Here is a 23,153-nt window from a genome sequence, read left to right as displayed (position 1 = left end):
TCAGATTCTTGTTCCGATCCACGGTCAGTAATTTCACAGAGTCTGACATATCAGCGCAAACCTGACCGTGATTTGTTGCACTGTTCTCTTTTCACCCACTTATTCTTCTAATGACTGCTTCCTTTGAGTGCTCGTCAGAAGATGGGAGCTTCTCAATATTTTTGCTCTGTCAAAGATCACAGACGGCTTCCGATCTGGAATACGACAAATGCCGCCATCCAGGCGAGTACCAGCTGGAATACGACCATCCCCAGGGTCCATTTCCAGGACTGTGTCTCACGTTTGATCGTGGCGATCGTGGCGATACACGGTGTATAGAGAAGGCAGAATACCATCAGTGCATACGCGTTGACAGCCGTGAATCCCGTTCCCCCAAGGATTCCGGAAAGTTCTGCCATTCCTGCTGCCGAGTTGATGTTTGTGATCCCGTAGAGTACGGACATACTTGAAACAACAACCTCCTTAGCGGAAATTCCTGAGATCAGCGCTACCGCGATCTGCCAGCTTCCGAGTCCGACCGGTTTTAATACCGGCACCAGGATCTGACCGAATTTTGCAGCAAAGCTGTCCGCAACGTTTGTGATGAATCCGGTCGGTCCCACATTCATGACAAACCATAAAATGATCGATGCGAGAAAGATCGTTGTTCCTGCCTTTGTCAGATAATCCTTTACTTTCTCCCATACGTAGATCGCTACAGTTCTCAAGTTCGGGATCTTGTATTCCGGAAGCTCGATCAAAAGGGCATTTTCCGTCTTGCTGTCTGTCGTTTTGTGTACGATCAGCGCAATGATGATCGCCATCGCAACTCCGACAAGGTACAGGGAATATGCCACTAACATCGCCGACTTCGGAAAAAACATATCAGCAAGGAGTACATAGATCGTCAGCCTTGCTGAACATGACATAAATGGCGTGATGAGGATCGTCTTTAAACGGTCTCTCTGGTTTTCCAACGCTCTTGTCGCCATGACTGCCGGAACCGTACAGCCAAATCCTAACAGCATCGGAAGGAACGCACGACCGGAAAGTCCGACCATTCCCATCGTCTCATTCATGACATATGCCACTCTCGCCATATATCCGCTGTCCTCAAGGAATGCAAGTGCGAGAAAAAGAATAAAAATATTCGGCAGAAATGTCAGGATTCCTCCGACTCCAGCAAGTGCACCATCAACAACAAGGGAGATCACCCAGTCGGAGGCACCCGCAGCCTGCAGCCCTGAAAGTACACTCGACGATAAAAGTTCCAGTCCCTGTTCAAAGTAACCTTTCAGGAAATCTCCGACGGTAAACGTCAGGAAAAATACAAGTGCCATGATCCCGAAAAATACCGGAATTCCAAGAACCGGATGCGTCAAAAGACGATCCACCCGATCCGTCATCTGTGATTTTTCTTCTTTGTTAAAGAGACATTCGTTGACAACCGATTCCACATAGTCATACTTTTCATTGATGATCTCTTTTTCCAGAGTTTCCGGAACGATACTCTCAAATTCGATCGGATGGTCCTTCATGACCTCCTTATCGTACTCGAGCATCTTGATCGCATGCCAGCGAAGGTTCGTCAGGTCCGGATATTTTTCACGGAGAAGGTCCTCTACTCTCTGGATCCGGTCTTCGATCGTCCTGTCATAGTGAACGATCACCCCCTGCGGTCCTTCCTCATAATGATGTACCACTGCATGCATCAGAACATCGAGTCCTGTCCTCTTTCTCGCTGATACCGGAACGACCGGGATCGAGCCCAGCATCTCCGGGAGACGGTGAAGATCGATCTCCATTCCGCGCTCTTCGATGATATCCATCATGTTGAGTGCCAGAATTACTGGTTTCTTTAATTCCAGAAGCTGCAGCGTCAGATACAGATTTCGTTCCAGTGAGGACGCGTCAACGACGTTGATGATCACATCCACATCGTCCTCCTCGATACAGCGCCTTGTGACGAGTTCTTCCATTGTATAGGAAGTCAGGCTGTAGATACCCGGCGTATCGATCACATGGATCTTTCTGCCCTTATAGCTCGTCTCTCCTTCCACCCGCTCTACCGTAACGCCGGGCCAGTTTGCCACTTTTAATTTTGCACCGGTAAATGCATTGAACAAGGTTGTCTTTCCGCAGTTCGGGTTTCCCACAAAACAGACATTGATCGGTCTTTCTGTTCCACTCATGATGCCGCCTCCTCTTTAACTTCGATCCCGCCTGTGATCCGCCTTCCAAGCGCCAGACGGGTTCCGCGGACTTTGATGATCATCGTTCCGCTGTTTTTCTTGTTCATCACAAGAAGAGGAGTATTCTCATTTACACCCAGCGCCTCCAGACGCCGGTTGATCGCATCTTCCACATGAACCGATTCGACCAGGTACGTTGTGCCAATCTTTCCTTCATAAAGTTTCATCCTGTGTCCATCCTTCATTATCATAGTCGATAGCAGTCTTCCTGTCATCTGGAAATATTGTATTCTTATTGAGAATAATTGTCAATAATCGTATTCCGGTACATTCGTCCGCCCGGTGCGGGCAAAGGCATGTGTGCACATATCAAAAAGACTGAGAGCTTCTGTCTCCCAGTCCTTTTTCCTTTTTTATAGCAGTCACATACCTTCGTCTGTAAAATCCTTCCACAGCATTTCCCCGGAATACAAAATATTTCTTCTTCCTGCTGTGCGTTCTAATGATCCTCCAGTTCCAGCAGCATCTGTTTCACTTCCTTCATCCGGTCACGCAGCTTAGCTGCTTCCTCAAAGTTCAGTTCCGCTGCCGCCTGGCGCATCTTCTTTGTAAGTTCCTTTACAAGTTTCTCCAGTTCCCTTGCATCCATAGACTCCGGATCTTTCTTAAATTCTTCCTCATTCGCGCTGACTGCCTTTGAAATCGCGATCAGATCACGGACTGCTTTTTTGATCGTCTGCGGGGTAATTCCATGTTCCTCATTGTACTTCTGCTGGATCTCCCGGCGGCGATTCGTCTCGTCGATGGCGGCCCGCATGGAATCTGTGATCGTATCTGCATACATGATGACATGACCTTCCGCGTTTCTGGCCGCACGCCCGATCGTCTGGATCAGGGATGTCTCTGAACGAAGAAATCCTTCTTTATCCGCATCCAGGATCGCAACAAGCGTGATCTCCGGGATATCGAGTCCCTCTCTGAGAAGGTTAATTCCGACAAGGACATCAAAGACGTCCAGACGCATATCCCGGATGATCTCCGCACGCTCCAGCGTATCAATATCCGAGTGCAGATATTTTACACGAATTCCGGCTTCCCTGATATAATCCGTCAGGTCCTCCGCCATACGCTTTGTGAGCGTCGTGATGAGAACTTTATTGTGCTTTTCCACTTCTTTATTGATCTCGCCCACCAGATCATCGATCTGTCCTTCCACCGGACGGACAGAGATTTCGGGGTCCAGAAGCCCTGTCGGGCGGATGATCTGCTCCGCACGCAGGAGTTCATGTTCCGCCTCATAAGTGGACGGCGTCGCCGACACGAACATCATCTGGTTGATATGTGTCTCAAACTCCTCAAAATTCAGCGGACGGTTATCAAGTGCGGACGGCAGACGGAAGCCATAATCCACCAGTGTCTTTTTTCGCGATCGGTCACCAAAATACATGCCGCGGACCTGCGGAAGCGTAATATGGGACTCGTCCACGATGATCAGAAAATCATCCGGAAAATAGTCGAGCAGCGTGCACGGCGGCTGCCCCGGTGCGGAACCCACGAGATGGCGGGAATAGTTCTCGATCCCGGAGCAGAATCCAGTCTCCCTCATCATCTCCACGTCAAAGTTTGTCCGCTCAGCGATCCTCTGTGCCTCCAGAAGCTTATCCTCACTTTTAAAGAAGGTTACCTGCTCCTTCATCTCTGCAAGAATATTCTCAGTCGCACGCATCATCTTTTCCTTCGGAACGACATAGTGGGATGCCGGGAAGATCGCCACATGTTCCAACTGTGCCTTCACCTCTCCGGTCAGCGCCTCGATCTCTATGATCCGGTCCACCTCGTCCCCGAAGAACTCGATCCTGTACGCCTCACTTCCGGAGTATGCCGGAAATACTTCCAGCACATCTCCTCGCACACGGAAACTTCCTCGTTTAAAATCCATCTCATTTCTTGTATACTGGATATCGATCAGTTTGTGGATCACTTCATCTCTGTCTTTTTCCATTCCAGGGCGCAGCGAGATCACCATGTTCTTATAATCGATCGGGCTTCCCAGACCATAGATACACGATACCGAAGCTACAATGATCACATCATTCCGCTCAGAAAGGGCCGCTGTCGCAGAATGACGCAGCTTATCGATCTCATCGTTGATCGCGGAGTCCTTTTCAATATAAGTATCCGTCGACGGCACATAGGCCTCCGGCTGATAGTAGTCGTAATAGGATACAAAATATTCCACCGCATTATTTGGGAAAAACTCCTTCATCTCCGAATAAAGCTGTGCTGCCAGCGTCTTATTGTGCGCGATCACAAGTGTTGGTTTATTCAACTGCTGGATCACGTTCGCCATCGTAAATGTTTTACCGGATCCAGTCACACCGAGCAGTGTCTCAAACTGATTGCCTTCCCTGAAGCCTTTTACCAGCTGTTCGATTGCCTGCGGCTGGTCACCGGTCGGCTGATATTCTGATACAAGTTCAAAATGATCCATGGTTTCCTCCTGATTCGGTCTATTTCATCTTTTTTAGTTTCATGCTTCTTTCATATTATTCCGGTCTCGCATCCTGGAATTAAAAATATATTTAACTGCTTTTAAGTATACCATGTCTATATAGAAATGTACAGTTATTTTCGAACTTATGTTCTATTTTCCATTTGCTCCCGCTATCCTACGCCCCGCACGTATATTGCACGTAAAAAGGCGGCGTCCCCATTCTCCCTCTATCGGAAGTCGGAAACGCCGCCTTAGCGGTTCATATTATGGGAAACTGCTGTTTCTCATTTTTTAAATCAGTCGTCCAGCTCGTCCTCGCCTACAATCTCGTCGTACTCTTCAGTGTCGAGAAGTTCATCGAACGCATCAGCAACGATCTCGTACTCCTCGTCGCTCTCGATGTTCTGGATATCCGGAGTTCCATTGATCTCTGTGTAGCGGTATAAGTATACCTCGCCATCCTCAGCCTCATTTCCGTCTAACGGAAGAAGCGCGATATATTCCTTATCAGCCGCCTCAAAGATCGTAAGGACCACGCACTCTAACTCGGTTCCGTCATCCAGTGTCAGAGTCACGGTCATCTCTTCATCGTTTGCAGCATCCTGATTCATATTTTTGTCCTTTGCCATAAGCTCAAATTCCTCTCATTTCCGGCATCCTGCCGTTTCTTGCAGCGGTTCTTTTCTGTCACGGCTGCCATTTTTTATAGGATACCAGTAAACTGCCATAAAATCAATAGAAAGAATTGCTACTTTTAAAAAGAAGCGATCAGTACGTTACTGTACACGGTAGGAATTTTCTGAACTGAAAATTCCGTACAATACAGTTGTGACAGCAGATTTTGCCGATTCGGAATGCGAAGCATCGGCAAAATCCTGTTACAGTGCGCGGGCATGGAGTGCCCGTGTACTGTAACGTCAGTACTCAACTCCCCGTCTCGCCATGATCCCGCGGTCAAACGGATGCTTTCTCTTACAGATCTCCGAGACATAATCCGCTGCCGCGATCAGCTTCTCCGACGGATCTCTCCCAGTGAGAACGATCTCCAGCCCGTCCGTCTGATCTCTTCCGGGGCGGTTTTCAAGAAATTCTAGGACATCGCGTTCCGGAACCATCCCGTAATTTACAGCCGCCATGATCTCATCAAACACCACCAGATCCGCATGTTCCGCGAGTTTCACCGCTTCGCCAAACAGCTCTCTGTGGTATGACGCACATTCCCTTTTCGTCTCTTCATCCATCGACCGGACAAAGCCAAATGTTTTCCGGCACGGGATCAGCGTAACCTCCGGGATTTTCTTTAAAATTTCCACTTCCCCGGAATTGTCCGTCTTTAAAAATCTCGCGATCACCACGCGTTTTCCGCATCCTGCCGCCCGGACGGCCAGTCCGACCGCCGCGCTCGTTTTTCCTTTTCCATCTCCGCAGTAAATATGAACAAGTCCCATGTTTCTCCTCGCTTTTTAAAACAGAGTGCAAAGTGCAGTAATTCCGTGAGGAATTTGTCAACTTGCGCTGACCAGAATTGCTTACCAGGTCCCACGTACATTCGACTTGATCACAGTCCTGCTTCCTCCACAAACCGGGAAACATCCGTCTTCCTGTGATACCGCTCCTTCACCGCCGCTACATGAAGCCGGTCCTTCGCACGTGTCAGGGCGACATAGAACAGCCGTCTCTCCTCCTCGATATCCGCCGGCAGACCCGCTTTATGGTGTGGAACGATCCCCTCATTCGCATCAACCACAAAGACGACCGGATATTCCAGTCCCTTTGCACTGTGCATCGTTGACAGAGTCACGCGGTCTTTCGTCTCCTCGCGCTCTTCCTGATTCTGCTTCTTTAATTCTTCCTCATACCGGGCCGCATGTTCCTTCCACTCCACAAAGGTTACAAATTCCGCCGCGCTCTCCGCGAGCTTATCTGCCGTCTCGAAAAGTTCCTCCGGCTTCATTCGCCTGAATTCTGCATAGGACCGCAGATAGTCATCGTATCCGATCGCCTTCCGGATATAGTTGACTGCCGACACAGGCTTTAACGGCGCCATTGCGCGAAGATCCGCCTCCAGGTCACAGATCCGCTCCTCCATCCAGTCCCTATCCTGGTAAAAGGATTTCAGGCGGTCAAAGGATACGATCGGCGTATCAAAGGCATCCCTGCTGAAATACCGGTTTGGCCGGTTCATGATCCTGTAAAAATCGGATCTTTTCCTGCTGCCCGCCGCGATCTCCATGTAGGCGAAGAGATCCTTCGCGATCCAGTGGCTGTAAAGATTCGGGATCACATCCCGCAGCTTAAACGGAATATTATAGCCCATCAGCCGCTCCGCCATCAGGCCGGAATTTGCCCCTGTTCGGAACAGTACCGCGATCTCGCTCCACTGATACCCGGCATCATGGTACGCGCGGATACTCTGCGCCACCGTGTCCATCTCATGTCCGGGATTATCGAAAACCCGGAAATCCACCAGACGTCCGGATCCCCGGAACGGCTCCAGCTTCTTCTCAAACCGGACCTTATTGTGCTCAATAAGGCGAAGAGAGGTCTCCACGATTTCCTTTGTAGACCTGTAATTCGTTCCCAGAAGCACCCGTTTTGTCCCCGGAAAATCCTTTTCAAAGCCGAGCATGATCTCCGGCTTCGCCCCGCGGAACCGGTAGATCGACTGGTCATCATCTCCGACGATAAAGAGATTGTTCTCCGGCAGTGCCAGCATCCGGACAACCTGATACTGAAGAAGGTTAATATCCTGGAACTCATCCACGAGAATATACTTAAACTTCTTCTGCCATGCTGCCAGGATGTCCTTCCGCTCCGTAAACAGCTCATGGCACATGACGAGCATATCGTCGAAGTCGATCTTTCCCGTCGTTTTCAGCATCTCATCGTACCCGTCATAAAGCTTTTTAAACCACTCTTCCGGGCAGTTCTGGGAATAGTAGTACTTCAGATCCAGGCGCTCGCCTTTTACGTAGCTGATCTCATTGATGATGGAGGAGATAAATTCCGCCTCGTCCTCGACCTCCATCTCTGATTCATCGAGAAACTTCTTAAAATACTGGCGTTTTTCCTCCCCGCTGATCACATTTCCGGCAGGGAAACGGTACGCCCACTTTAAAATATGGTAAAAGACCGAGTGAAAGGTTCCAAAGCTCACACGGGAACCTGCCGCCTCCAGAGACGTCCCGCAGGCTTCGCGCCTCCGGGGACCAGGATCAGCAGTTCCAAAAAAGGGCTTTTCCGCCCCCGTCCGGCTCCCGCCTGCTCTCTGCTCCGCCTGTTTCCGCTTTTCGTCTTCTTCCCTCGCCAGTCTCAGAAACCGTTCCTTCATCTCCGTGGCCGCCGCTTTTGTGAACGTAATGACAAGAATGCCGGAGGGGTCAACGCCCGCCTCCAGCAGTCTCTTGATTCTGTGTGTAATTACTGTCGTTTTTCCGGACCCCGGACCCGCGAGGACCATCATCGGTCCATCCCGGTGTTCCAGGGCCGTCATCTGTGCCTGATTAAAATCCATTATTCTGCTGCTTCCAGAAGTTCGATTCCCTTCTTAATACGAGCCAGAGACTCCTCTTTTCCGATGATCTCCATGATCTCAGTAGCGCCTGCCGGAGTCATCTGCTTTCCGGACACTGCGGTACGGATCGGCCACATTACGAAGCCTGTCTTTACGCCCTTATCAGCAACGTATTTGGAAAGAGCCTCAAAGAGAGCGTCATTGCTGAAGTCATCCTGCGCCTCAAGGATCGGAAGAACTTCCTTCAATGTCTCTAAGGAGTTCTCTTTTGTTGTCTTCATCTTCTTATGAACATACATATCTGCGCTGTATTCCGGCATTTCCTCGAAGAAATCGATCTGATCCGCGATATCGAGCAGAGTCTCAATTCTTGTCTTTACCATTCCGGCGATCTTCTTTAAATTCAGCGGTTTCTTGATCACAGCCTCAAGGTACGGTTTTGCGATCTCGAAGAACTTGTCATCATCCATCTTCTTGATGTACTCACCGTTCATCCAGCGAAGCTTTGTCATATCAAAGACAGCCGGAGACTTGCTCATGTTGTGGTAATCGAACTCTTTTACAAGCTCCTCAAGTGTAAAGAACTCCTGATTGTTTGCCGGAGACCATCCTAAAAGGGCAACGAAGTTTACGATCGCCTCTGTTAAGAATCCCTGCTCAAGAAGATCCTCAAAGGAGGAATGTCCGCTTCTCTTACTTAATTTCTTGTGCTCCTCGTTTGTGATGGTCGGGCAGTGTACATAGATCGGAACCTGCCAGCCAAATGCCTCGTAGAGACGGTTGTATTTCGGAGAGGAGGAAAGGTACTCATTTCCGCGGACAACGTGTGTGATCTTCATCAGATGGTCGTCCACAACGTTTGCAAAGTTGTAGGTCGGATATCCATCGGATTTGATGAGGACCATGTCGTCGAGTTCTGCGTTGTCTACTGTGATATCTCCGTAGATCTCGTCATGGAATGTGGTGGTTCCCTCTTTCGGGTTGTTCTGGCGGATGACGAACGGCATTCCCGCCTTTAAGTTTGCCTCTACCTCTTCTTTGGAGAGATGCAGGCAATGCTTATCGTAAACCATGATCTCCTCACCGTTTACGGTCTTCTTTAATGTATTTAAGCGCTCCTGGGTACAGAAGCAGTAGTAAGCCTCACCTTTTTCCACAAGTTTTTTCGCATATTCCATGTAGATCCCGGCTTTCTGACGTTCACTCTGAACGTACGGACCGTAGCCGCCGTCCTTATCCGGACCTTCGTCATGGACCAGGCCTGTCTCTGCCAGTGTGCGATAGATAATGTCCTCGGCGCCCTCAACGTGGCGCTCCTGGTCTGTATCCTCGATACGGAGAATGAAATCTCCGCCCTCGTGCTTCGCGATCAGGTATGTGTAAAGAGCTGTTCTTAAATTACCTACATGCATCCGGCCGGTCGGGCTCGGCGCAAATCTTGTTCTTACTTTTTCCATAATCCATACTCCTGTTAATATATATTTATCCGCGGATAAGTCCGCAGACAGACATTCTTATCATTTCCATCCTCTACACCGTCATATCCAGCAGATGGCACGCCAGATTAAAGTACACCATCAGGCTCACCGCATCCACGATCGTCGTGATCATCGGCGACGCCATGATCGCCGGGTCAAGTTTTAATACTTTCGCCCCGATCGGCAGCGTGCATCCGATCGTCTTCGCGACGATAACGGTACAGAAAAGACTCATCACAACCGTCAGACAGATCATCGTATTTCCCGGGTACTGGATCATCAGGCGGATAAAATTGACCACCGCCAGCACAAATCCGACGATCAGACCGACCCGTACTTCCTTCCACACGACTTTCAGGATATCCTTCGGCTCGATATCACCGACAGCCATACCACGGATGATCATCGTGCTGCTCTGGCTTCCGGAGTTTCCGCCGGTATCCATTAACATCGGGATAAAGCTCACGAGAAGCGGGATCGCCGCAAAGGCATTCTCGTATTTTACAAGGATCCCACCTGTGATCGTACTGGAAAGCATCAAGATCAGAAGCCACGGGATCCTGTTCTTTGCCAGCGTGAATACGCCCGTCTTTAAATACGGCTTTTCACTCGGCAGCATCGCCGCCATCTTCTCGAAGTCCTCGGTCGCCTCTTCCTCCATGACTTCCATGACATCGTCGACCGTGATGATCCCGACCAGACGGTCCTCACTGTCCACGACCGGCATGGAGAGAAGTCCGTACTTGTTCATCGTATCGGCCACAAGCTCCTGGTCATCGGTCGTCTTCGCTTTGATGACGTGCGTGTCCATGATATCGCCGACCTGGCGCTCATACGGCTGAAGGAGAAGGTCCTTTACCGTGATCACACCGTCCAACATCCTTTTTTCGTCCATCACATAGCAGGTGTAGATTGTCTCGGAATCTACTGCGTGATGGCGGATGTAGGCGAAACACTGCTCCACCGTCATGTTCTTTTTCAGTCCGATATACTCGGCTGTCATGATACTTCCGGCACTGTTCTCCGGATAGTTTAAGAACTGGTTGATGAGCTTTCTCGTCTCCGGCTTCGTGTTCTGTAAAACACGGCGGACCACCGTCGCCGGGAGTTCTTCCACCAGGTCAACGGCATCATCCACATAGAGCTCATCCACGATCTCGGAAAGCTCCTTATCTGTGATGCTGTTGATGATGTGGCTCTGCTTGTCCACCGGAAGCTCGGCAAATACCTCGGTCGCCAGCGCCTTCGGCAGCATCCGGAACACGATTACGGTGCGCTCAGAGTCCAGTTCTTCGATGAACGATGCGATATCCACCTCGTTCAGTTCCACAAGCTCTTCCTTCAGCAGGCGGTATTTTTTTTCCTCTGCCAGCTCCAGAAGATGCTCCATGTCAAATGTTTCATTTCCATCATTCGGCATTTTCTTTTCCCCCACAATCTGTTATTTCTGCCCGGAATTTCCGGCAAAGATTCATGCGATCATGGAGACAAAGCCATTGCATCCGGTAAATCCAAAGACACCGGTTACAACTGAACAGATTGATTTCGGCAACACACATAACAGCAGCCCCCGGTCATGCGTATTGCCACCGGTTCAGGGTGTGCGTCTGCCTCCATCGTATGACTTCGACCTTCCATTATGTGTTCACTTCCTTTCTCTGTCCTTTCCATTATAAGAAAATTTTACCCAATTGGCAACCTGTTACGCAATTTTTCGCACAAAAAAGGGTAAAAAAAGTCCCAGGAAACACCTGGTTCCCTGGGATTCTGAAACTTGTTTTTGCAGATTAAGCTCTGGAAAGGTACTCACCAGTACGTGTATCGATCTTAACGCGATCACCCTGGTTTACGAATAACGGAACGTTGATCTGAGCGCCTGTCTCAAGAGTAGCCGGCTTTGTTGCGCCTGTAGCTGTATCGCCCTTGAAGCCCGGCTCTGTATCTGTTACTTCAAGCTCTACGAATAACGGAGCCTCAACAGAGAATACCTTGCCGTTGTAGGAGCAGACTTTAACAGTCTCGTTCTCTTTTACGAACTTTAATGCATCGCCAACAACATCTGTGGATAATGCGATCTGCTCGTATGTGTTAACATCCATGAAGTTATAAAGGTCGCCGTCTGCATACAAATACTGCATGTCCACACGGTCGATTCTTGCTGCCGGGAATTTCTCGGTCGGACGGAAAGTTCTCTCAACAACACCGCCGTTGATCACGTTTTTTAATTTTGTTCTAACGAAAGCAGCGCCTTTACCCGGTTTTACATGCTGGAACTCTAAGATCTGTACGACCTGTCCATCAATTTCGAGTGTAACGCCATTTCTGAAATCACCTGCTGATACCATAAATGATAATCCTCCTTAAAACTGTTTCCAATTATTTTATTTCACATTTCACGCTAATAGCTGATTCTATCCTATTCTATACTATTCTACTGCGGTTTTCAACTATTTTTTGCAAAAATCCCCGGCTGTCTGCCCCATTTTTTTCAATCGTTTCCTGTAAAACGCGAGAACTATCGCCTCGAGATAGCGTTTCAGGACGATCTGGATCTCCTCTTTGGGATTGATCGGCTTTACGAGGATCGAGTAGAGGCCTGTCCGGTTTGCGCCCCAGACATCCGTAAAAATCTGATCCCCGACGAACAATGTCGTGTCGCGGTCTGTTTTCATCCGTTCCATGGCCCGCTCATATCCTTTTCTCGACGGTTTTCCGCCCTTAAAAATATAGGGACTCCCCACCTTGTCAGCGAACGGAGATACCCGCGGCTCTTTATTGTTGGAAAGGATGCAGGTCGAAAACCCGATCGCGCGGAGCCGCTCAAACAATTCGATCGCCCGCGCATCTGCCGGTGCACCGTGGGGAACCAGCGTGTTGTCCACATCAAAGATGATCCCGCGATATCCTCTCTCATAAAGTTTTTCGTATGGGATCTCATATGCACTGTCCACATAGTTTCCCGGATAAAATGTCTCAAACATACTGCTGCCCTGCGTTCGGCTTGAATTTTTCAGCCCTTTGCAGTTTTCTCCCCATCTCTTATTTATTGTTCAGGAACTTCGCGAGCTCCTCCATAAATGCGTTCACATCCTTAAACTCCCGGTAGACGGACGCGAAACGGACATAGGCAACCTCGTCCACCATCTTTAACTTTTTCATGACAAGCTCACCGATCGTCACGGACGGGATCTCCCGCTCCTCCATACTGAAGATCTGTTTTTCGATCTCATCGATCATCTTCGTGATCTGTTCCGAAGAGACCGGGCGCTTATGACAGGAAAGAAGGATTCCATTCTCGATCTTCTCCCGGTTGTACGGTTCTCTGGAGTCGTCTTTCTTGATGATCATAAGCGGCATTGTCTCTAATTTTTCATACGTCGTAAAACGTTTCCCGCACTCTTCGCACTGACGGCGGCGTCTGATCGAACTGTTGTCATCCGCCGGGCGCGAATCGATGACTTTTGTATCCTGTGCACCACAAAATGGACATTTCATGGGATTTCCTCCTTTGTGCGGCTGTCTGTTATATTCCGGTCACAGCCGCATTTTTATATCATATCTTATCATATAACAATCCTGTTCTGCAAGCCTGTACACTCATTATTTTTCAGGCACCCGGATAAACATGTTACAGTACACGGACACTCCATGCCCGCACACTGTAACAGGATTTTGCCGATGCTCCGCATTCCGAATCGGCAAAATCCGCGACTCCAACGGTATCATACGGAATTTTCGGTTCCGAAAATTCCCAACTAGGAAAAAAAGCGGATAAACTTCTCGCGCATCTTCTGCTGTGCCTCCAGTTTTTTGATCTTCTCCGTGCTCTTCGCAGGCACCCAGGCCTTGTTGGCATTGTAATAAAAATTGATCTGCTTCCAGTATTTCTCCGGATACCGGAACAGATAGTAAAGCACCTGCCGTTCCAGCTCCGTGATCGGCAGCACGCGCTCATACGTCTCCATGATCTGTCTCCCCAGGCGCTCATTCCATTCATGTTTTTCCATGATCTTTCTGAGAAAATAGTACAGGTCCTCCATCTGCACACCCAGGTGCATCTGGTTGAATTCCGTCACTGCCGTATATCCGTTTCCGATCAGAATATGGTGGTAGTCCGGCTCCCCGTGGCAGACCGCATATCCGTTCATGATCTCCTCACCATGTTTTTCATACAGCCGTTCCATTCCCTGCTCCGCTTCCTCTGCCTGCACCGCGAAACACTCAAAATTCCTGATCACGCAGAGCTCAAACTCATTTTTCTTCCGCTTTCCCCGGATAAACGTTCTCGCCCTCCTGAGCTCCCGGTTATGGCGTCGCATCGCTTCAAAAAGCGGCGGCGAGACCATGGATCTCATATTCCATTCAGCCTGCCTCTTTACTTCGCGAAACTGCCGGTGCAGGAGCGCCAGCGCCCGGGCCGCCGAGAGGAGCTCCTTCTCATCTTTCAGATCACATTCCCGGTCCGCATACCATTGTTTCACAATATACCGGCTTCCATCCTCCGCCGAAGATAAAAGTTCTCCCTCGGAGTTTCTCACATACTGATCTGCCTTTACCGTCTCCATCCCGTCCAGAGACTGCAAAACCGCCTCCTCGAACTCCAGACGGTTCACGCTTCCCCGATATTCCTTTAAAAGCCGCAGCCCCTGATCCGTCTCCAGGATCCAGGACCCGCGTCCCCGCCGCAGTGTATTCACCTGAAATCCATACGTTTTCTCTGCCTCTTCTTTCCAGTCGATCACGATTTGATCCCCCCATATCCCGTTCTGACCTTTTCCAGCTTTCTGCACAAGATATGAGAAAACCATGGTGATTATTCCCACAAGCATACATCCGCAACAGCAAAAGACACCTGTCGGATTCCCGGCAGATGTCCTTCATACAATGTTCTTCTGGTATTATTTGAATTGGCTAATTTTTTCTAATAATATATCTTTTTTATTCAGTTCTGGATGTTCGATCACAATGTTCAAAAGATACAGGAGTCCGTCTCCGATCTCTTTTCCATGTTCCAGTCCCATCGCAAGAAGATCACCGCCATTGACCGCAAGCTGTTTCAGACTTACGCAGTCCCCCGCTTCCCTGATCTCCTCAAAAAGATGCAGGATCTCCGGGACATTCTGGTCTCCGTCCATTTTCTTTAACTGCATGGCACCGAGGAACTGGTACTCCGTAACCTTACTCAGGGCTCTTCTGATCTCGATCTTATCCGCACCAGGAGGTGTCTGAAAAACATTCAGCATGTTTTTCACGTTCCCGATCGTATCATTATCAAGTTTCAGGCCTCGTAAGATCTTCACCGCTTCTTCCGGCTTCATATGACGCAGAAATCCGGCCCACCGGTGGGACTTATCCGCCGTGAGGGAGGAAACGCCCTTCCAGCATGTTTTAAGGATCTCCCGGTCATTCCGTTTTTCCTGCATCATGCTTCCGCTTTCTGGCTCATTCTCCCGGAGTTTCCGCTCAAAGACCTCCGGAAATCCCGGGGCCACATACGATGCGATCCCGGTCTCCTCCACCATCCAGATCTTCTCAGGATGATCCGAGAGCAGGAGTTTCGTGAGCTCCACCTGGATCCTCTCCTTGCTGACATGGACCAGGTTCGGCGCGATCTCGGCGATCGCCCGGTATGTCTCATCATCGATCACAAAATCAAGCTGGGCGGCAAACCGGACAGCCCTTAGGATCCTCAGCGCGTCCTCCGTAAAGCGGTCCCTCGCACAGCCGACGCACCGGATCACCCGGCGTTTCAGATCTTCCATGCCCTCAAATTCATCCACGATCCCCGTCTCATGGCTGTATGCCATGGCGTTGATCGTAAAATCCCGGCGTTTCAGATCTTCCCTCAAATCCGGCGTAAATTCCACGGTCTCCGGATGTCTCCCATCCAGATATTCCCCATCGATCCGGTATGTCGTCACCTCATAGCCTTTTCCATGCTTGATGATCGTCACCGTGCCGTGCTTTAAGCCCGTATCGACCGTCTTTCCGAAGATCTCCTTCACCTGCTCCGGCTTTGCAGAGGTTGTGATATCCCAGTCCCCCGGGATCCTTCCGAGAACGGCGTCCCGGACACAGCCGCCGACGATAAACGCCTCATATCCGTGGCTTCGTATATTGTCAATGATCCATTCCGCCTCATAAGGCATCTCAATTCTCACTGGTCCGGTACCTCCTTTTTCTTTATCGGAAATTTCATTTCGAAACTCCACAAGGTTCTGTCTGCACTGCCTGCCCTGCCGAACCGTTGCTCAAAAGACCGACCCGGATTTTCTTCTTACTTTGCAAGCTTCCCTAGGATCGGGATCAGCCGTTTTGCAAGCACAGCCGCCAGAATACATAAAATAAAATCCTCACCGACCGTCAGGAGGAAACAGTTGATAAACACAAGCTTCCAGCCGACACTCACGCCGAGGACAAAATTGCTGCACACATAAAAATAGATCATTCCGCAGGCATAATCCGCGAGAAGTCCCCAGAACGCGGAAAACAACAGCCAGAAGAATGATGTGCTCTTTCTGATCTCATATACACGTCCGGTCACAAAAGCAGCCGCCGCAAAGCCGATCAGGAATCCGAACGTCGGTTTTAACAGATACGCCGGTCCGCCGCCCGTCGCAAAGATTGGAAGTCCGCAGAGTCCGATCACAAGATATGTGATCACACTCGCAAACGCCCGCTTTGATCCCAGGATCAGAGCCGCCAGCAGGACAAAGAAAAACTGCAGCGTAAAATGCATCGGCACCGGCTGGACAGGGATCGTGATCTTAAGAAAAGCCCCGACGGCGATGAGGGCTGTAAACAGCCCCCCGAGCGTCAGGTCTTTGATATCCCATCGTTTCATTAATATGCTTTGCCCCAGTAAACCATCTTGGTTGCCGGTTTGCCGCAGCATACGCAGGTATCAGCAAGCTTTTCCTGCTTGAACGGCATACATCTGGATGTAACGCCTACCTGCTCTTTTAACTTGTCCTCACACTCCTGGCAGCCGCACCACATTGCACGGATGAAGCCCGGCTTGTTGTCTGCGATGTCCTTCATCTCTTCCATGTTGTGGGCATCGTAAGTATGCGCGTCACGATGTGCTTTCGCACGCTCGTACATATCGTGCTGGATCGTCTTTAAGAGCTCGTCAACCTTCTCTGCGATCTCGCTTAATGCAACTGTGATCTTCTCGTGAGTATCACGGCGGACAAGAACTGCCTGTCCTGCCTCGATATCCTTCGGTCCGAGTTCTACACGAACCGGGATTCCTCTCATCTCGGACTCAGAGAACTTCCAGCCCGGGCTCTTGTCGGAATCATCAACTTTTACGCGGAAGTTGGAGAGAACCTCTTCCACTTCTCTTGCCTTCTCGAGAACGCCCTCCTGCTGCTGGCGGATCGGAACGATCACAACCTGTGTCGGAGCTACGTTCGGCGGAAGTACAAGACCTTCGTTGTCACCATGTACCATGATGATCGCACCGATCATACGGGTTGTCATACCCCAGGATGTCTGGTGAACATATTTTAACTGGTTATCTTTATCAGAATACTGGATTCCGAATGCCTTCGCAAAACCATCCCCGAAGTTGTGGCTGGTTCCGGACTGAAGTGCCTTACCGTCATGCATTAAGGACTCGATCGTGTAGGTTGCCTCTGCACCTGCGAACTTCTCCTTGTCTGTCTTCTGTCCGCGGACAACCGGGATCGCAAGGAAATCCTCACAGAAGTCAGCATAGAGATTTAACATCTGGATCGTTCTCTCCTGAGCTTCCTCAGCAGTCGCATGAGCTGTGTGGCCCTCCTGCCATAAGAACTCTCTGGAACGAAGGAACGGTCTTGTCGTCTTCTCCCATCTCACAACGGAACACCACTGGTTGTAAACCTTCGGAAGATCACGGTAGGAGTGGATGTCTTTCTGGTAGAAATCACAGAACAGAGTCTCGGATGTCGGGCGGACACAGAGACGCTCCTGAAGCGGCTCAAGACCTCCCTGAGTCACCCATGCTACCTCCGGTGCGAAACCTTCGACATGGTCTTTCTCTTTATCAAGTAAGCTCTCCGGAATGAATAACGGCATGTAAACATTCTTTACGCCTGCTTTTTTAAAGCGCTTATCAAGCTCATGCTGGATATTCTCCCAGATCGCATATCCGTCCGGTTTGATGACCATGCAGCCCTTTACGCTCGCATAATCACATAATTCTGCCTTTTTTACAACGTCTGTGTACCACTGCGCGAAATCGTCTTCCATGGAAGTGATGGATTCCACAAGTTTCTTGTCTCTTGCCATTGTTTTCTCCTTTATATAAAAATTCATTGTCTGCATGTCTCTCTGTTTCAGATGCGGAGAATTTCCTGTTAAAAAGGAATGTGTCCTGGCACATTCAGGCGTCTCGCGCGGTCGCTTGCGACAGCCTTCATCTTCGCGCGAGTGCGCATCTTAGGCACGCAGTGCCTTTTTGTTTCACAGGAAGTTCCATCGGAATTTCCTGTGAAACAAAAAAGGCTGCCGCTCCCCACGCAAGGGACCGACAGCCGGCGTTACCACCCAAATTAGCTTCCGCCTGTCGCGGAAACTCTCCTCTGATATCCGTTAACGCCGGATCTACGCTGTACTTAACGATGCAGTCGTTCCGCAGCAATCCCGATCTCCGTGATCTTAGCTGTCCATTACGACATTTTCCATCTCTCGCACAAAGCTCCGAGGCCGGTTCAACAACGCGCACATAAAAGCTCTCACCATCCGCTTTCTCTCTGGAATGCCGCCCTTCATCTACTTTCCCTCTTCAATGCCTGTCTGATATGCATATATGATGGATTTTAATGGATTTTCTCCCGTTTGTCAAGACTCCGCCGCGGATTTTACCGGTTCAGCAAAACTCTAAAAGATCAGCTTGATCAAAAGCCATACTGCCGCGATGCATAACAGCACCAGCGCAAACGCCGTAGAAAGTCCGAACACAACAGCTCCGATCGCGATCGATACGATAAATCCAAACAGACTGAGGACCGCACCAAGAAGCTTTCCGCAGACTCCGAGGACAAGACCGACACATTTAAAGATCAACACAAGGAATACAATTGCAAATAAAATTGACATTTTTTACCTCCCGCCAGACCGCCCTGCCAGGAAAGTCCCCTCCGGAACCAACGATTCCCGAATGCAAACCTGACAAAAAGCGGTATTTTTCTTCGGCTTATTATATTCCCGTTTCCTTAATTTGTAAATGAAAAGTGACATACTCCCTAGATGTGGGAGAATTCTTGCTGATTCTTGTTAAATCTCCAAATACCTGATCCTCTCCCCCGCATCTCTCTGATAAACCCGATGCGAGATTGAGATCACCGTCCGCCCCTCAGACGCACTCTTCAGCGCCCGGAGCACCATCTCCTCCGTATCTGCATCCAGATTCGCCGTGATCTCATCGAGAAGCAGGATCCTCGGTTCTCCGGCAACTGCTCTTGCGATAGACAAAAGCTGCCACTGTCCCTGAGAGAAGATTTCCGGTTTACATAACGTGTCATATCCCTGATCCAGCCCCATGATCGTCTCGTGAAGCCCCACAAGCTCTGCAGCTGCCTGAACCTCCGCATCCCCGATCGCCGCATCAAACAGCGTAATCTGGTCGCGCACCGTCCCCGGGACCATGTGGAACGACTGCTCCACATAACCAAACTTCGTCCGCTTCTCCCTGTCCGGGATCCGGTATGCCTCCTCGCCCTCGATCAGCGCCTCACCGGAATTCGGCCGGTAAAGTCCCAAAAGCAGCTTAAAGATCGTACTCTTTCCAGCGCCGGTGCGCCCCGTCAGCGTCACCTGCTCGCCTGGGTAAATTGCGAAACTTAAATTTTTCAAAACAACATGGTCATCGTAGCCGAAAGTAATATTCTTAAATTCTACACAGGGTTCTTCTTTCGATCCCCCGTGATCCATGCACGTTTCTCCCTCTGTGTTCTTCTTTTCCTTCCGCTTATCTCCGGTATCAGTCTCTCCGTCCTTTTCCTTTCCCGGCTCCGATTTTCCGGCATGGTCCGGCATGGTCTCCTTCATGTTCTCCCTCTCCGTTTTCGCCAGGAACTCATTGATCCTGTATACACCGGCAACCGCCGACTGGATCGTCTGGATCTCCATTCCGAGATTCTCGATCGGGGAGAACACCTGGGAAATATAATTGATGACTGCAACCGACGTTCCCACGGACATACCGAACAAAGCCAGGACCTTCGCATTTCCGGACGCGGCGAGCAGCATCACGGCCGCAACGGCGACCGCGTTGAGAAACAGGATCACCGGTGAGTAGACTGCATCATAGAAGTTTGTCTTCTCGATTGCAGAATAACTCTCCCCGATATAGTCATCATACCGTTTCTCCATGTACGTCTCTTTTCCCAGCGTGTGGATCGTCCGGATACAGCGGATCGTCTCCGGAACATGGTTTGTGACACGACTCACCGCCACACGGTTTGCAAGCTGCGCCGTGAGCATCCGCTTCTGTACGATCCTCGTGAACACAAAGATCACCGGGATCAGAATGATCAAGAGCAGTGCGAGTCCGCGGTTCTGGAACCAGATCACCGCAAAAATGCTGACGACTCTGCATGCATCCGCGAACATGCTGATGATCCCGGAGGTAAACAGCGCTTCCACGGTGTCAACATCGCCGACAAATCTGGAAACCACAGCTCCCGGTTCTTCCTTATTTAATGTGTCTGCACTCAGTCGGACAAGCTTATCGGAGAGCTCGCTCCTGAACGCATGCGTCATCTTCTGACCAAAGACAGTGAGGAAACTCTCTCTCAGGGACTCCAGCGCCCCGGTCAGGAAGATCAGCAGAAAATACTCCGCCGCCATGGAAAATCCCGAAAAATTTCCGCCGGCGATCCGGTCAATGATTTTTCCGAGAACAAGAGGCGGAAGCAGAGAAATGGCAACCGCTCCCGTCACCGTCAGAACGATCCCGATGGAAAGCCATTTTTCCCGCGTGACCGTTTTTCCGATGATCGATGCCGCACTGATATTCTTCTTTCCACTCATTGCTTTTTCCTCCTTTCCCCACCGTTTTCATTCCCATCAGACGATGATCTCCTGTTTTTCCGAATTTCTCCTGACGCCTTGTTTTCAGCTCCACATTCCTTTTTCTGCATCTCTTCTGCATCATTCGCAGACTCTTTCTCCGCAGCCTGCGCGTGATACAACTCGGCATACTGTTTATTTTCTGCCATCAGCTTCTCATGCGTGCTGCATGTTCCCGTCCCGTGTTCCATCCAGATCACCTGGTCGAACTCCGGGAACAGATACAGTCTGTGGGAGATCAGGAATACGATCCGGTCCTTCGAGAGCTCCTTCAGATGTTCAAACACCTGTTTCTCCGTGCTCCTGTCCAGAGCCGAGAACGGATCATCCAGGATCATCACCGGCTTTCCATGGCAAAGCATTCTCGCCAGAGCAAGGCGCGCCGCCTGACCGCCGGAGAGACGGACGCCGCTGTTTCCGACAACCGTATCTTCCCGGTCCTCCATCTCCCGGACCTCCTCATCAAAGCATACAGCACGCAGCCATGTCCAGACATCACTGTCATCTCCCAAAAGAACATTATTTCTGATGCTGTCGCCCAAAAGTTCCGGATCATGTCCGAGATATCCGATGAGTCTGCTCCGCTCCTGTTCCGTACAGGAGGAGAGTTCTCTGCCGCCATATGTCAGATGGCCTTCATACGGATATTCGCAGAGAAATGTCTTTCCGAGCGTCGATTTTCCGCACGCCACCGGACCCGTGATTCCGATGATCTGTCCAGGTTTCGCGGTGAAGGAAAGATCCTCAAAGATCGGCGCACTGCCCGGATAGCTGAATGTCAGATGATCTGCGGAAATGACGCCGTGTTCCGTATGACTTTCGCCTGTTTTTGCACTGAATTTTTCAGTCTGCTCTGCGATCTCATCCTCCTCCTCAGCCTGAGCAGCCCGCTCCATATACGGATGGATCCGCTTCCAGGACACCTGTGCCTTGTGGACCGCGTTGAAGAGTTTCGCCGCCTTCGAGGACTTGCCGGAAAGCTTCGTATAGCACGCGAGGAAGGTCGTAAATGCTGCGACATCCCAGCTCGTCCAGCCGCTTCCAAGGATGTTCTTAGAGCCAAAATACAGGATCATCACGGTTCCCGCCATCGCGATCACCTTGTAGACCGGCGGCAGGGCCGCGTTCCAGATATTGGCCCTGACTGCCGCACGCTCATACTCTTTCAGATGGACCTCATAATCTTCTCCCCGCTCCTTCTCACATCCGAACACCCGGTATGTGATCGCGTTTGTGATCCGGTCCAGTGTCGCTGCATTGAGTTTTCCGGTCTGTTCCTTGTAAGCAGCCCCCGTTCTCTGGACGATCCGTTTCATCTTCTCCGCGATAATATAGGAAAACGGCGGAAAGATCAGTGAACAGAGTGCAAGTCTCCAGTCGTAGTAAAACAGCATTCCCATATAGCCGAGAAGCGCCACGCCCGTGTCAAAGATCTCCGTCGTGAACTTTCTCATGCCTTCCACGCAGTCGTCCACATCGGAGATCGCCTTCGTGATGACATTTCCCGCGCCCTCTTTCTCCAGCTCCACACGCGATTTATGTACCAGCGTCCGGTAGAGGATCCTCTTCATTCTCCTGTTCACATTGTTGGCAAACCGGCGCACATAAAACCGCTTGATGTATCTGGCCAGCTGCACCAGCCCGATCACGATCACGTAAGCAGACGCCAGCCGGAGCATTGCCGGGAGCCGCTCCGCCCCGCTCAGGATCCTCATCAGGCAGCCCGCCATTTTTCCTTCAAACCATGGTCCCGCCATGAGACCCAGATTGTAGATCAGTCCAGACACCGTGATCAGCGCCAGGACCTTCCATTCCTCCCGGAAATAATCCAGGATCCGGTCCGGATGAAGTTTCTTTTTATTCATGATGATCGTTTCCTCTTTTGTCATGCTTCACTGCTTGTTCCTTCTGATGGTCTGTATACCGGCCGCAGGATTCCTCTTTCTGCCGCTCTGCGACGAGCTTAGAGACCGTTTCAAACCCCGCACGCCTCTCATTTTTCGAACGCCAGTAAAGCTTATCCAGTGTCTCGCAGAATCTGTTCCTCTCGTCCTCCGGAAGTTCGGATAAAAGCCATTCATAAAAGATCGTCTCGATCTCCGCCTTTGAATTTTTTAGCTCCTCCGCCTTCTTCGTCGCAAAAAGCAGCTGACTCCGGCCGTCCGCCGGATTCGGCTTCCGTTCCAGATAGCCTTTCGCCTCGAGACTCGCCGCCCGTCTTGCCGCGGCTCCCTTATCGATCTTTAACTTTTCCCGGACCTCCGTCTGGGTGATCCCCGGATTGTGGCGGACAAGATGGATAAAATCAAATTCCGCCGTTCCGATCCCCTCTTCTTTCATCGTCTGCACCGTAAATTTTCCGACCTCACGGGCGATCTTCGTCATCTTTCTCTCCGTCTGATCCATATATGATCTCCTTTCTGGCAGAATTCTTT

At 50.3% G+C, this 23,153-nt stretch carries 19 protein-coding genes and 1 other annotated feature; all 19 genes read right to left on the bottom strand.

Annotated elements, in window-relative coordinates; translation table 11 throughout:
• Positions 1 to 176: 176 nt before the first annotated feature.
• Positions 177 to 2,171, bottom strand: coding sequence for a ferrous iron transport protein B (gene feoB / locus ACI3EW_RS04995; RefSeq protein WP_118529364.1), 1,995 nt, complete (start codon positions 2,169 to 2,171; stop codon positions 177 to 179).
• Positions 2,168 to 2,398: a FeoA family protein gene (locus ACI3EW_RS04990; protein ID WP_118298846.1), complete on the bottom strand. Its 231-nt coding sequence runs from the start codon at positions 2,396 to 2,398 to the stop codon at positions 2,168 to 2,170. Before ACI3EW_RS04990 ends, feoB begins: the two co-directional genes overlap by 4 nt.
• Positions 2,399 to 2,670: 272 nt before the next feature.
• Complete coding sequence (uvrB, locus tag ACI3EW_RS04985; protein ID WP_329751608.1) at positions 2,671 to 4,662, bottom strand: excinuclease ABC subunit UvrB; 1,992 nt, start codon at positions 4,660 to 4,662, stop codon at positions 2,671 to 2,673.
• 299 nt (positions 4,663 to 4,961) lie between these two features.
• Entirely contained in the window at positions 4,962 to 5,294 is a 333-nt protein-coding gene (locus ACI3EW_RS04980) for a DUF1292 domain-containing protein (RefSeq protein ID WP_118298792.1), read from the bottom strand.
• A gap of 288 nt (positions 5,295 to 5,582) precedes the next feature.
• Positions 5,583 to 6,113: a cob(I)yrinic acid a,c-diamide adenosyltransferase gene (locus ACI3EW_RS04975; protein WP_405580448.1), complete on the bottom strand. Its 531-nt coding sequence runs from the start codon at positions 6,111 to 6,113 to the stop codon at positions 5,583 to 5,585.
• A gap of 110 nt (positions 6,114 to 6,223) precedes the next feature.
• Entirely contained in the window at positions 6,224 to 8,179 is a 1,956-nt protein-coding gene (locus tag ACI3EW_RS04970; RefSeq protein WP_405580445.1) for an ATP-dependent helicase, read from the bottom strand.
• Positions 8,179 to 9,636, bottom strand: coding sequence for a glutamate--tRNA ligase (gene gltX / locus ACI3EW_RS04965; RefSeq protein WP_118513876.1), 1,458 nt, complete (start codon positions 9,634 to 9,636; stop codon positions 8,179 to 8,181). Before gltX ends, ACI3EW_RS04970 begins: the two co-directional genes overlap by 1 nt.
• Before the next feature lie 73 nt (positions 9,637 to 9,709).
• Positions 9,710 to 11,047 carry a magnesium transporter gene (gene mgtE, locus ACI3EW_RS04960; RefSeq protein ID WP_405580503.1) on the bottom strand — a complete coding sequence of 446 codons (1,338 nt, stop codon included), beginning with the start codon at positions 11,045 to 11,047 and terminating at the stop codon, positions 9,710 to 9,712.
• 397 nt (positions 11,048 to 11,444) lie between these two features.
• Positions 11,445 to 12,002: an elongation factor P gene (gene efp / locus ACI3EW_RS04955; RefSeq protein ID WP_118298797.1), complete on the bottom strand. Its 558-nt coding sequence runs from the start codon at positions 12,000 to 12,002 to the stop codon at positions 11,445 to 11,447.
• Between the two features lie 102 nt (positions 12,003 to 12,104).
• Complete coding sequence (locus ACI3EW_RS04950; RefSeq protein WP_405580440.1) at positions 12,105 to 12,638, bottom strand: YqeG family HAD IIIA-type phosphatase; 534 nt, start codon at positions 12,636 to 12,638, stop codon at positions 12,105 to 12,107.
• A gap of 58 nt (positions 12,639 to 12,696) precedes the next feature.
• Positions 12,697 to 13,152 (bottom strand): transcriptional regulator NrdR, encoded by a 456-nt coding sequence (gene nrdR, locus ACI3EW_RS04945; RefSeq protein WP_118298799.1) that lies wholly within the window; start codon positions 13,150 to 13,152, stop codon positions 12,697 to 12,699.
• A 260-nt stretch (positions 13,153 to 13,412) separates the two neighbouring features.
• On the bottom strand, positions 13,413 to 14,465 hold the full coding sequence (locus tag ACI3EW_RS04940; RefSeq protein ID WP_485663313.1) for a spore coat protein CotS: 1,053 nt from the start codon (positions 14,463 to 14,465) through the stop codon (positions 13,413 to 13,415).
• A 90-nt stretch (positions 14,466 to 14,555) separates the two neighbouring features.
• Entirely contained in the window at positions 14,556 to 15,818 is a 1,263-nt protein-coding gene (locus ACI3EW_RS04935) for a CCA tRNA nucleotidyltransferase (protein ID WP_405580434.1), read from the bottom strand.
• Positions 15,819 to 15,934: 116 nt separating this feature from the next.
• Complete coding sequence (locus ACI3EW_RS04930; RefSeq protein WP_118529356.1) at positions 15,935 to 16,501, bottom strand: biotin transporter BioY; 567 nt, start codon at positions 16,499 to 16,501, stop codon at positions 15,935 to 15,937.
• Positions 16,501 to 17,934 (bottom strand): proline--tRNA ligase, encoded by a 1,434-nt coding sequence (proS, locus tag ACI3EW_RS04925; RefSeq protein ID WP_118321528.1) that lies wholly within the window; start codon positions 17,932 to 17,934, stop codon positions 16,501 to 16,503. The genes ACI3EW_RS04930 and proS overlap by 1 nt, the downstream gene beginning before the upstream one ends.
• Positions 17,935 to 18,164: 230 nt before the next feature.
• Positions 18,165 to 18,443: a binding site (T-box leader), on the bottom strand.
• 82 nt (positions 18,444 to 18,525) lie between these two features.
• On the bottom strand, positions 18,526 to 18,744 hold the full coding sequence (locus tag ACI3EW_RS04920; protein ID WP_118529354.1) for a hypothetical protein: 219 nt from the start codon (positions 18,742 to 18,744) through the stop codon (positions 18,526 to 18,528).
• 177 nt (positions 18,745 to 18,921) lie between these two features.
• Positions 18,922 to 20,679, bottom strand: a complete 1,758-nt coding sequence (locus ACI3EW_RS04915; RefSeq protein WP_118529353.1) for an ABC transporter ATP-binding protein — start codon at positions 20,677 to 20,679, stop codon at positions 18,922 to 18,924.
• Positions 20,676 to 22,607 (bottom strand): ABC transporter ATP-binding protein, encoded by a 1,932-nt coding sequence (locus ACI3EW_RS04910; RefSeq protein WP_405580428.1) that lies wholly within the window; start codon positions 22,605 to 22,607, stop codon positions 20,676 to 20,678. The genes ACI3EW_RS04915 and ACI3EW_RS04910 overlap by 4 nt, the downstream gene beginning before the upstream one ends.
• Positions 22,576 to 23,124 (bottom strand): MarR family winged helix-turn-helix transcriptional regulator, encoded by a 549-nt coding sequence (locus ACI3EW_RS04905; protein WP_405580425.1) that lies wholly within the window; start codon positions 23,122 to 23,124, stop codon positions 22,576 to 22,578. The genes ACI3EW_RS04910 and ACI3EW_RS04905 overlap by 32 nt, the downstream gene beginning before the upstream one ends.
• Positions 23,125 to 23,153: the final 29 nt, after the last annotated feature.

The sequence above is a fragment of the Pilosibacter rotomagensis genome, from assembly GCF_045062245.2.
Taxonomy (GTDB): domain Bacteria; phylum Bacillota; class Clostridia; order Lachnospirales; family Lachnospiraceae; genus Pilosibacter.
Note: the sequence above shows the minus strand (reverse complement) of the source record. Positions and strands in the feature narration are given on the sequence as shown.

Bases quoted from the DNA above. Each gene is read 5' to 3' on its own strand.
- feoB (WP_118529364.1), bottom strand. From the start codon at position 2,171: ATGAGTGGAACAGAAAGACCGATCAATGTCTGTTTTGTGGGAAACCCG.
- ACI3EW_RS04990 (WP_118298846.1), bottom strand. From the start codon at position 2,398: ATGAAACTTTATGAAGGAAAGATTGGCACAACGTACCTGGTCGAATCG.
- uvrB (WP_329751608.1), bottom strand. From the start codon at position 4,662: ATGGATCATTTTGAACTTGTATCAGAATATCAGCCGACCGGTGACCAG.
- ACI3EW_RS04980 (WP_118298792.1), bottom strand. From the start codon at position 5,294: ATGGCAAAGGACAAAAATATGAATCAGGATGCTGCAAACGATGAAGAG.
- ACI3EW_RS04975 (WP_405580448.1), bottom strand. From the start codon at position 6,113: ATGGGACTTGTTCATATTTACTGCGGAGATGGAAAAGGAAAAACGAGC.
- ACI3EW_RS04970 (WP_405580445.1), bottom strand. From the start codon at position 8,179: ATGGATTTTAATCAGGCACAGATGACGGCCCTGGAACACCGGGATGGA.
- gltX (WP_118513876.1), bottom strand. From the start codon at position 9,636: ATGGAAAAAGTAAGAACAAGATTTGCGCCGAGCCCGACCGGCCGGATG.
- mgtE (WP_405580503.1), bottom strand. From the start codon at position 11,047: ATGGAGCATCTTCTGGAGCTGGCAGAGGAAAAAAAATACCGCCTGCTG.
- efp (WP_118298797.1), bottom strand. From the start codon at position 12,002: ATGGTATCAGCAGGTGATTTCAGAAATGGCGTTACACTCGAAATTGAT.
- ACI3EW_RS04950 (WP_405580440.1), bottom strand. From the start codon at position 12,638: ATGTTTGAGACATTTTATCCGGGAAACTATGTGGACAGTGCATATGAG.
- nrdR (WP_118298799.1), bottom strand. From the start codon at position 13,152: ATGAAATGTCCATTTTGTGGTGCACAGGATACAAAAGTCATCGATTCG.
- ACI3EW_RS04940 (WP_485663313.1), bottom strand. From the start codon at position 14,465: ATGGTTTTCTCATATCTTGTGCAGAAAGCTGGAAAAGGTCAGAACGGG.
- ACI3EW_RS04930 (WP_118529356.1), bottom strand. From the start codon at position 16,501: ATGAAACGATGGGATATCAAAGACCTGACGCTCGGGGGGCTGTTTACA.
- proS (WP_118321528.1), bottom strand. From the start codon at position 17,934: ATGGCAAGAGACAAGAAACTTGTGGAATCCATCACTTCCATGGAAGAC.
- ACI3EW_RS04920 (WP_118529354.1), bottom strand. From the start codon at position 18,744: ATGTCAATTTTATTTGCAATTGTATTCCTTGTGTTGATCTTTAAATGT.
- ACI3EW_RS04915 (WP_118529353.1), bottom strand. From the start codon at position 20,679: ATGAGTGGAAAGAAGAATATCAGTGCGGCATCGATCATCGGAAAAACG.
- ACI3EW_RS04910 (WP_405580428.1), bottom strand. From the start codon at position 22,607: ATGACAAAAGAGGAAACGATCATCATGAATAAAAAGAAACTTCATCCG.
- ACI3EW_RS04905 (WP_405580425.1), bottom strand. From the start codon at position 23,124: ATGGATCAGACGGAGAGAAAGATGACGAAGATCGCCCGTGAGGTCGGA.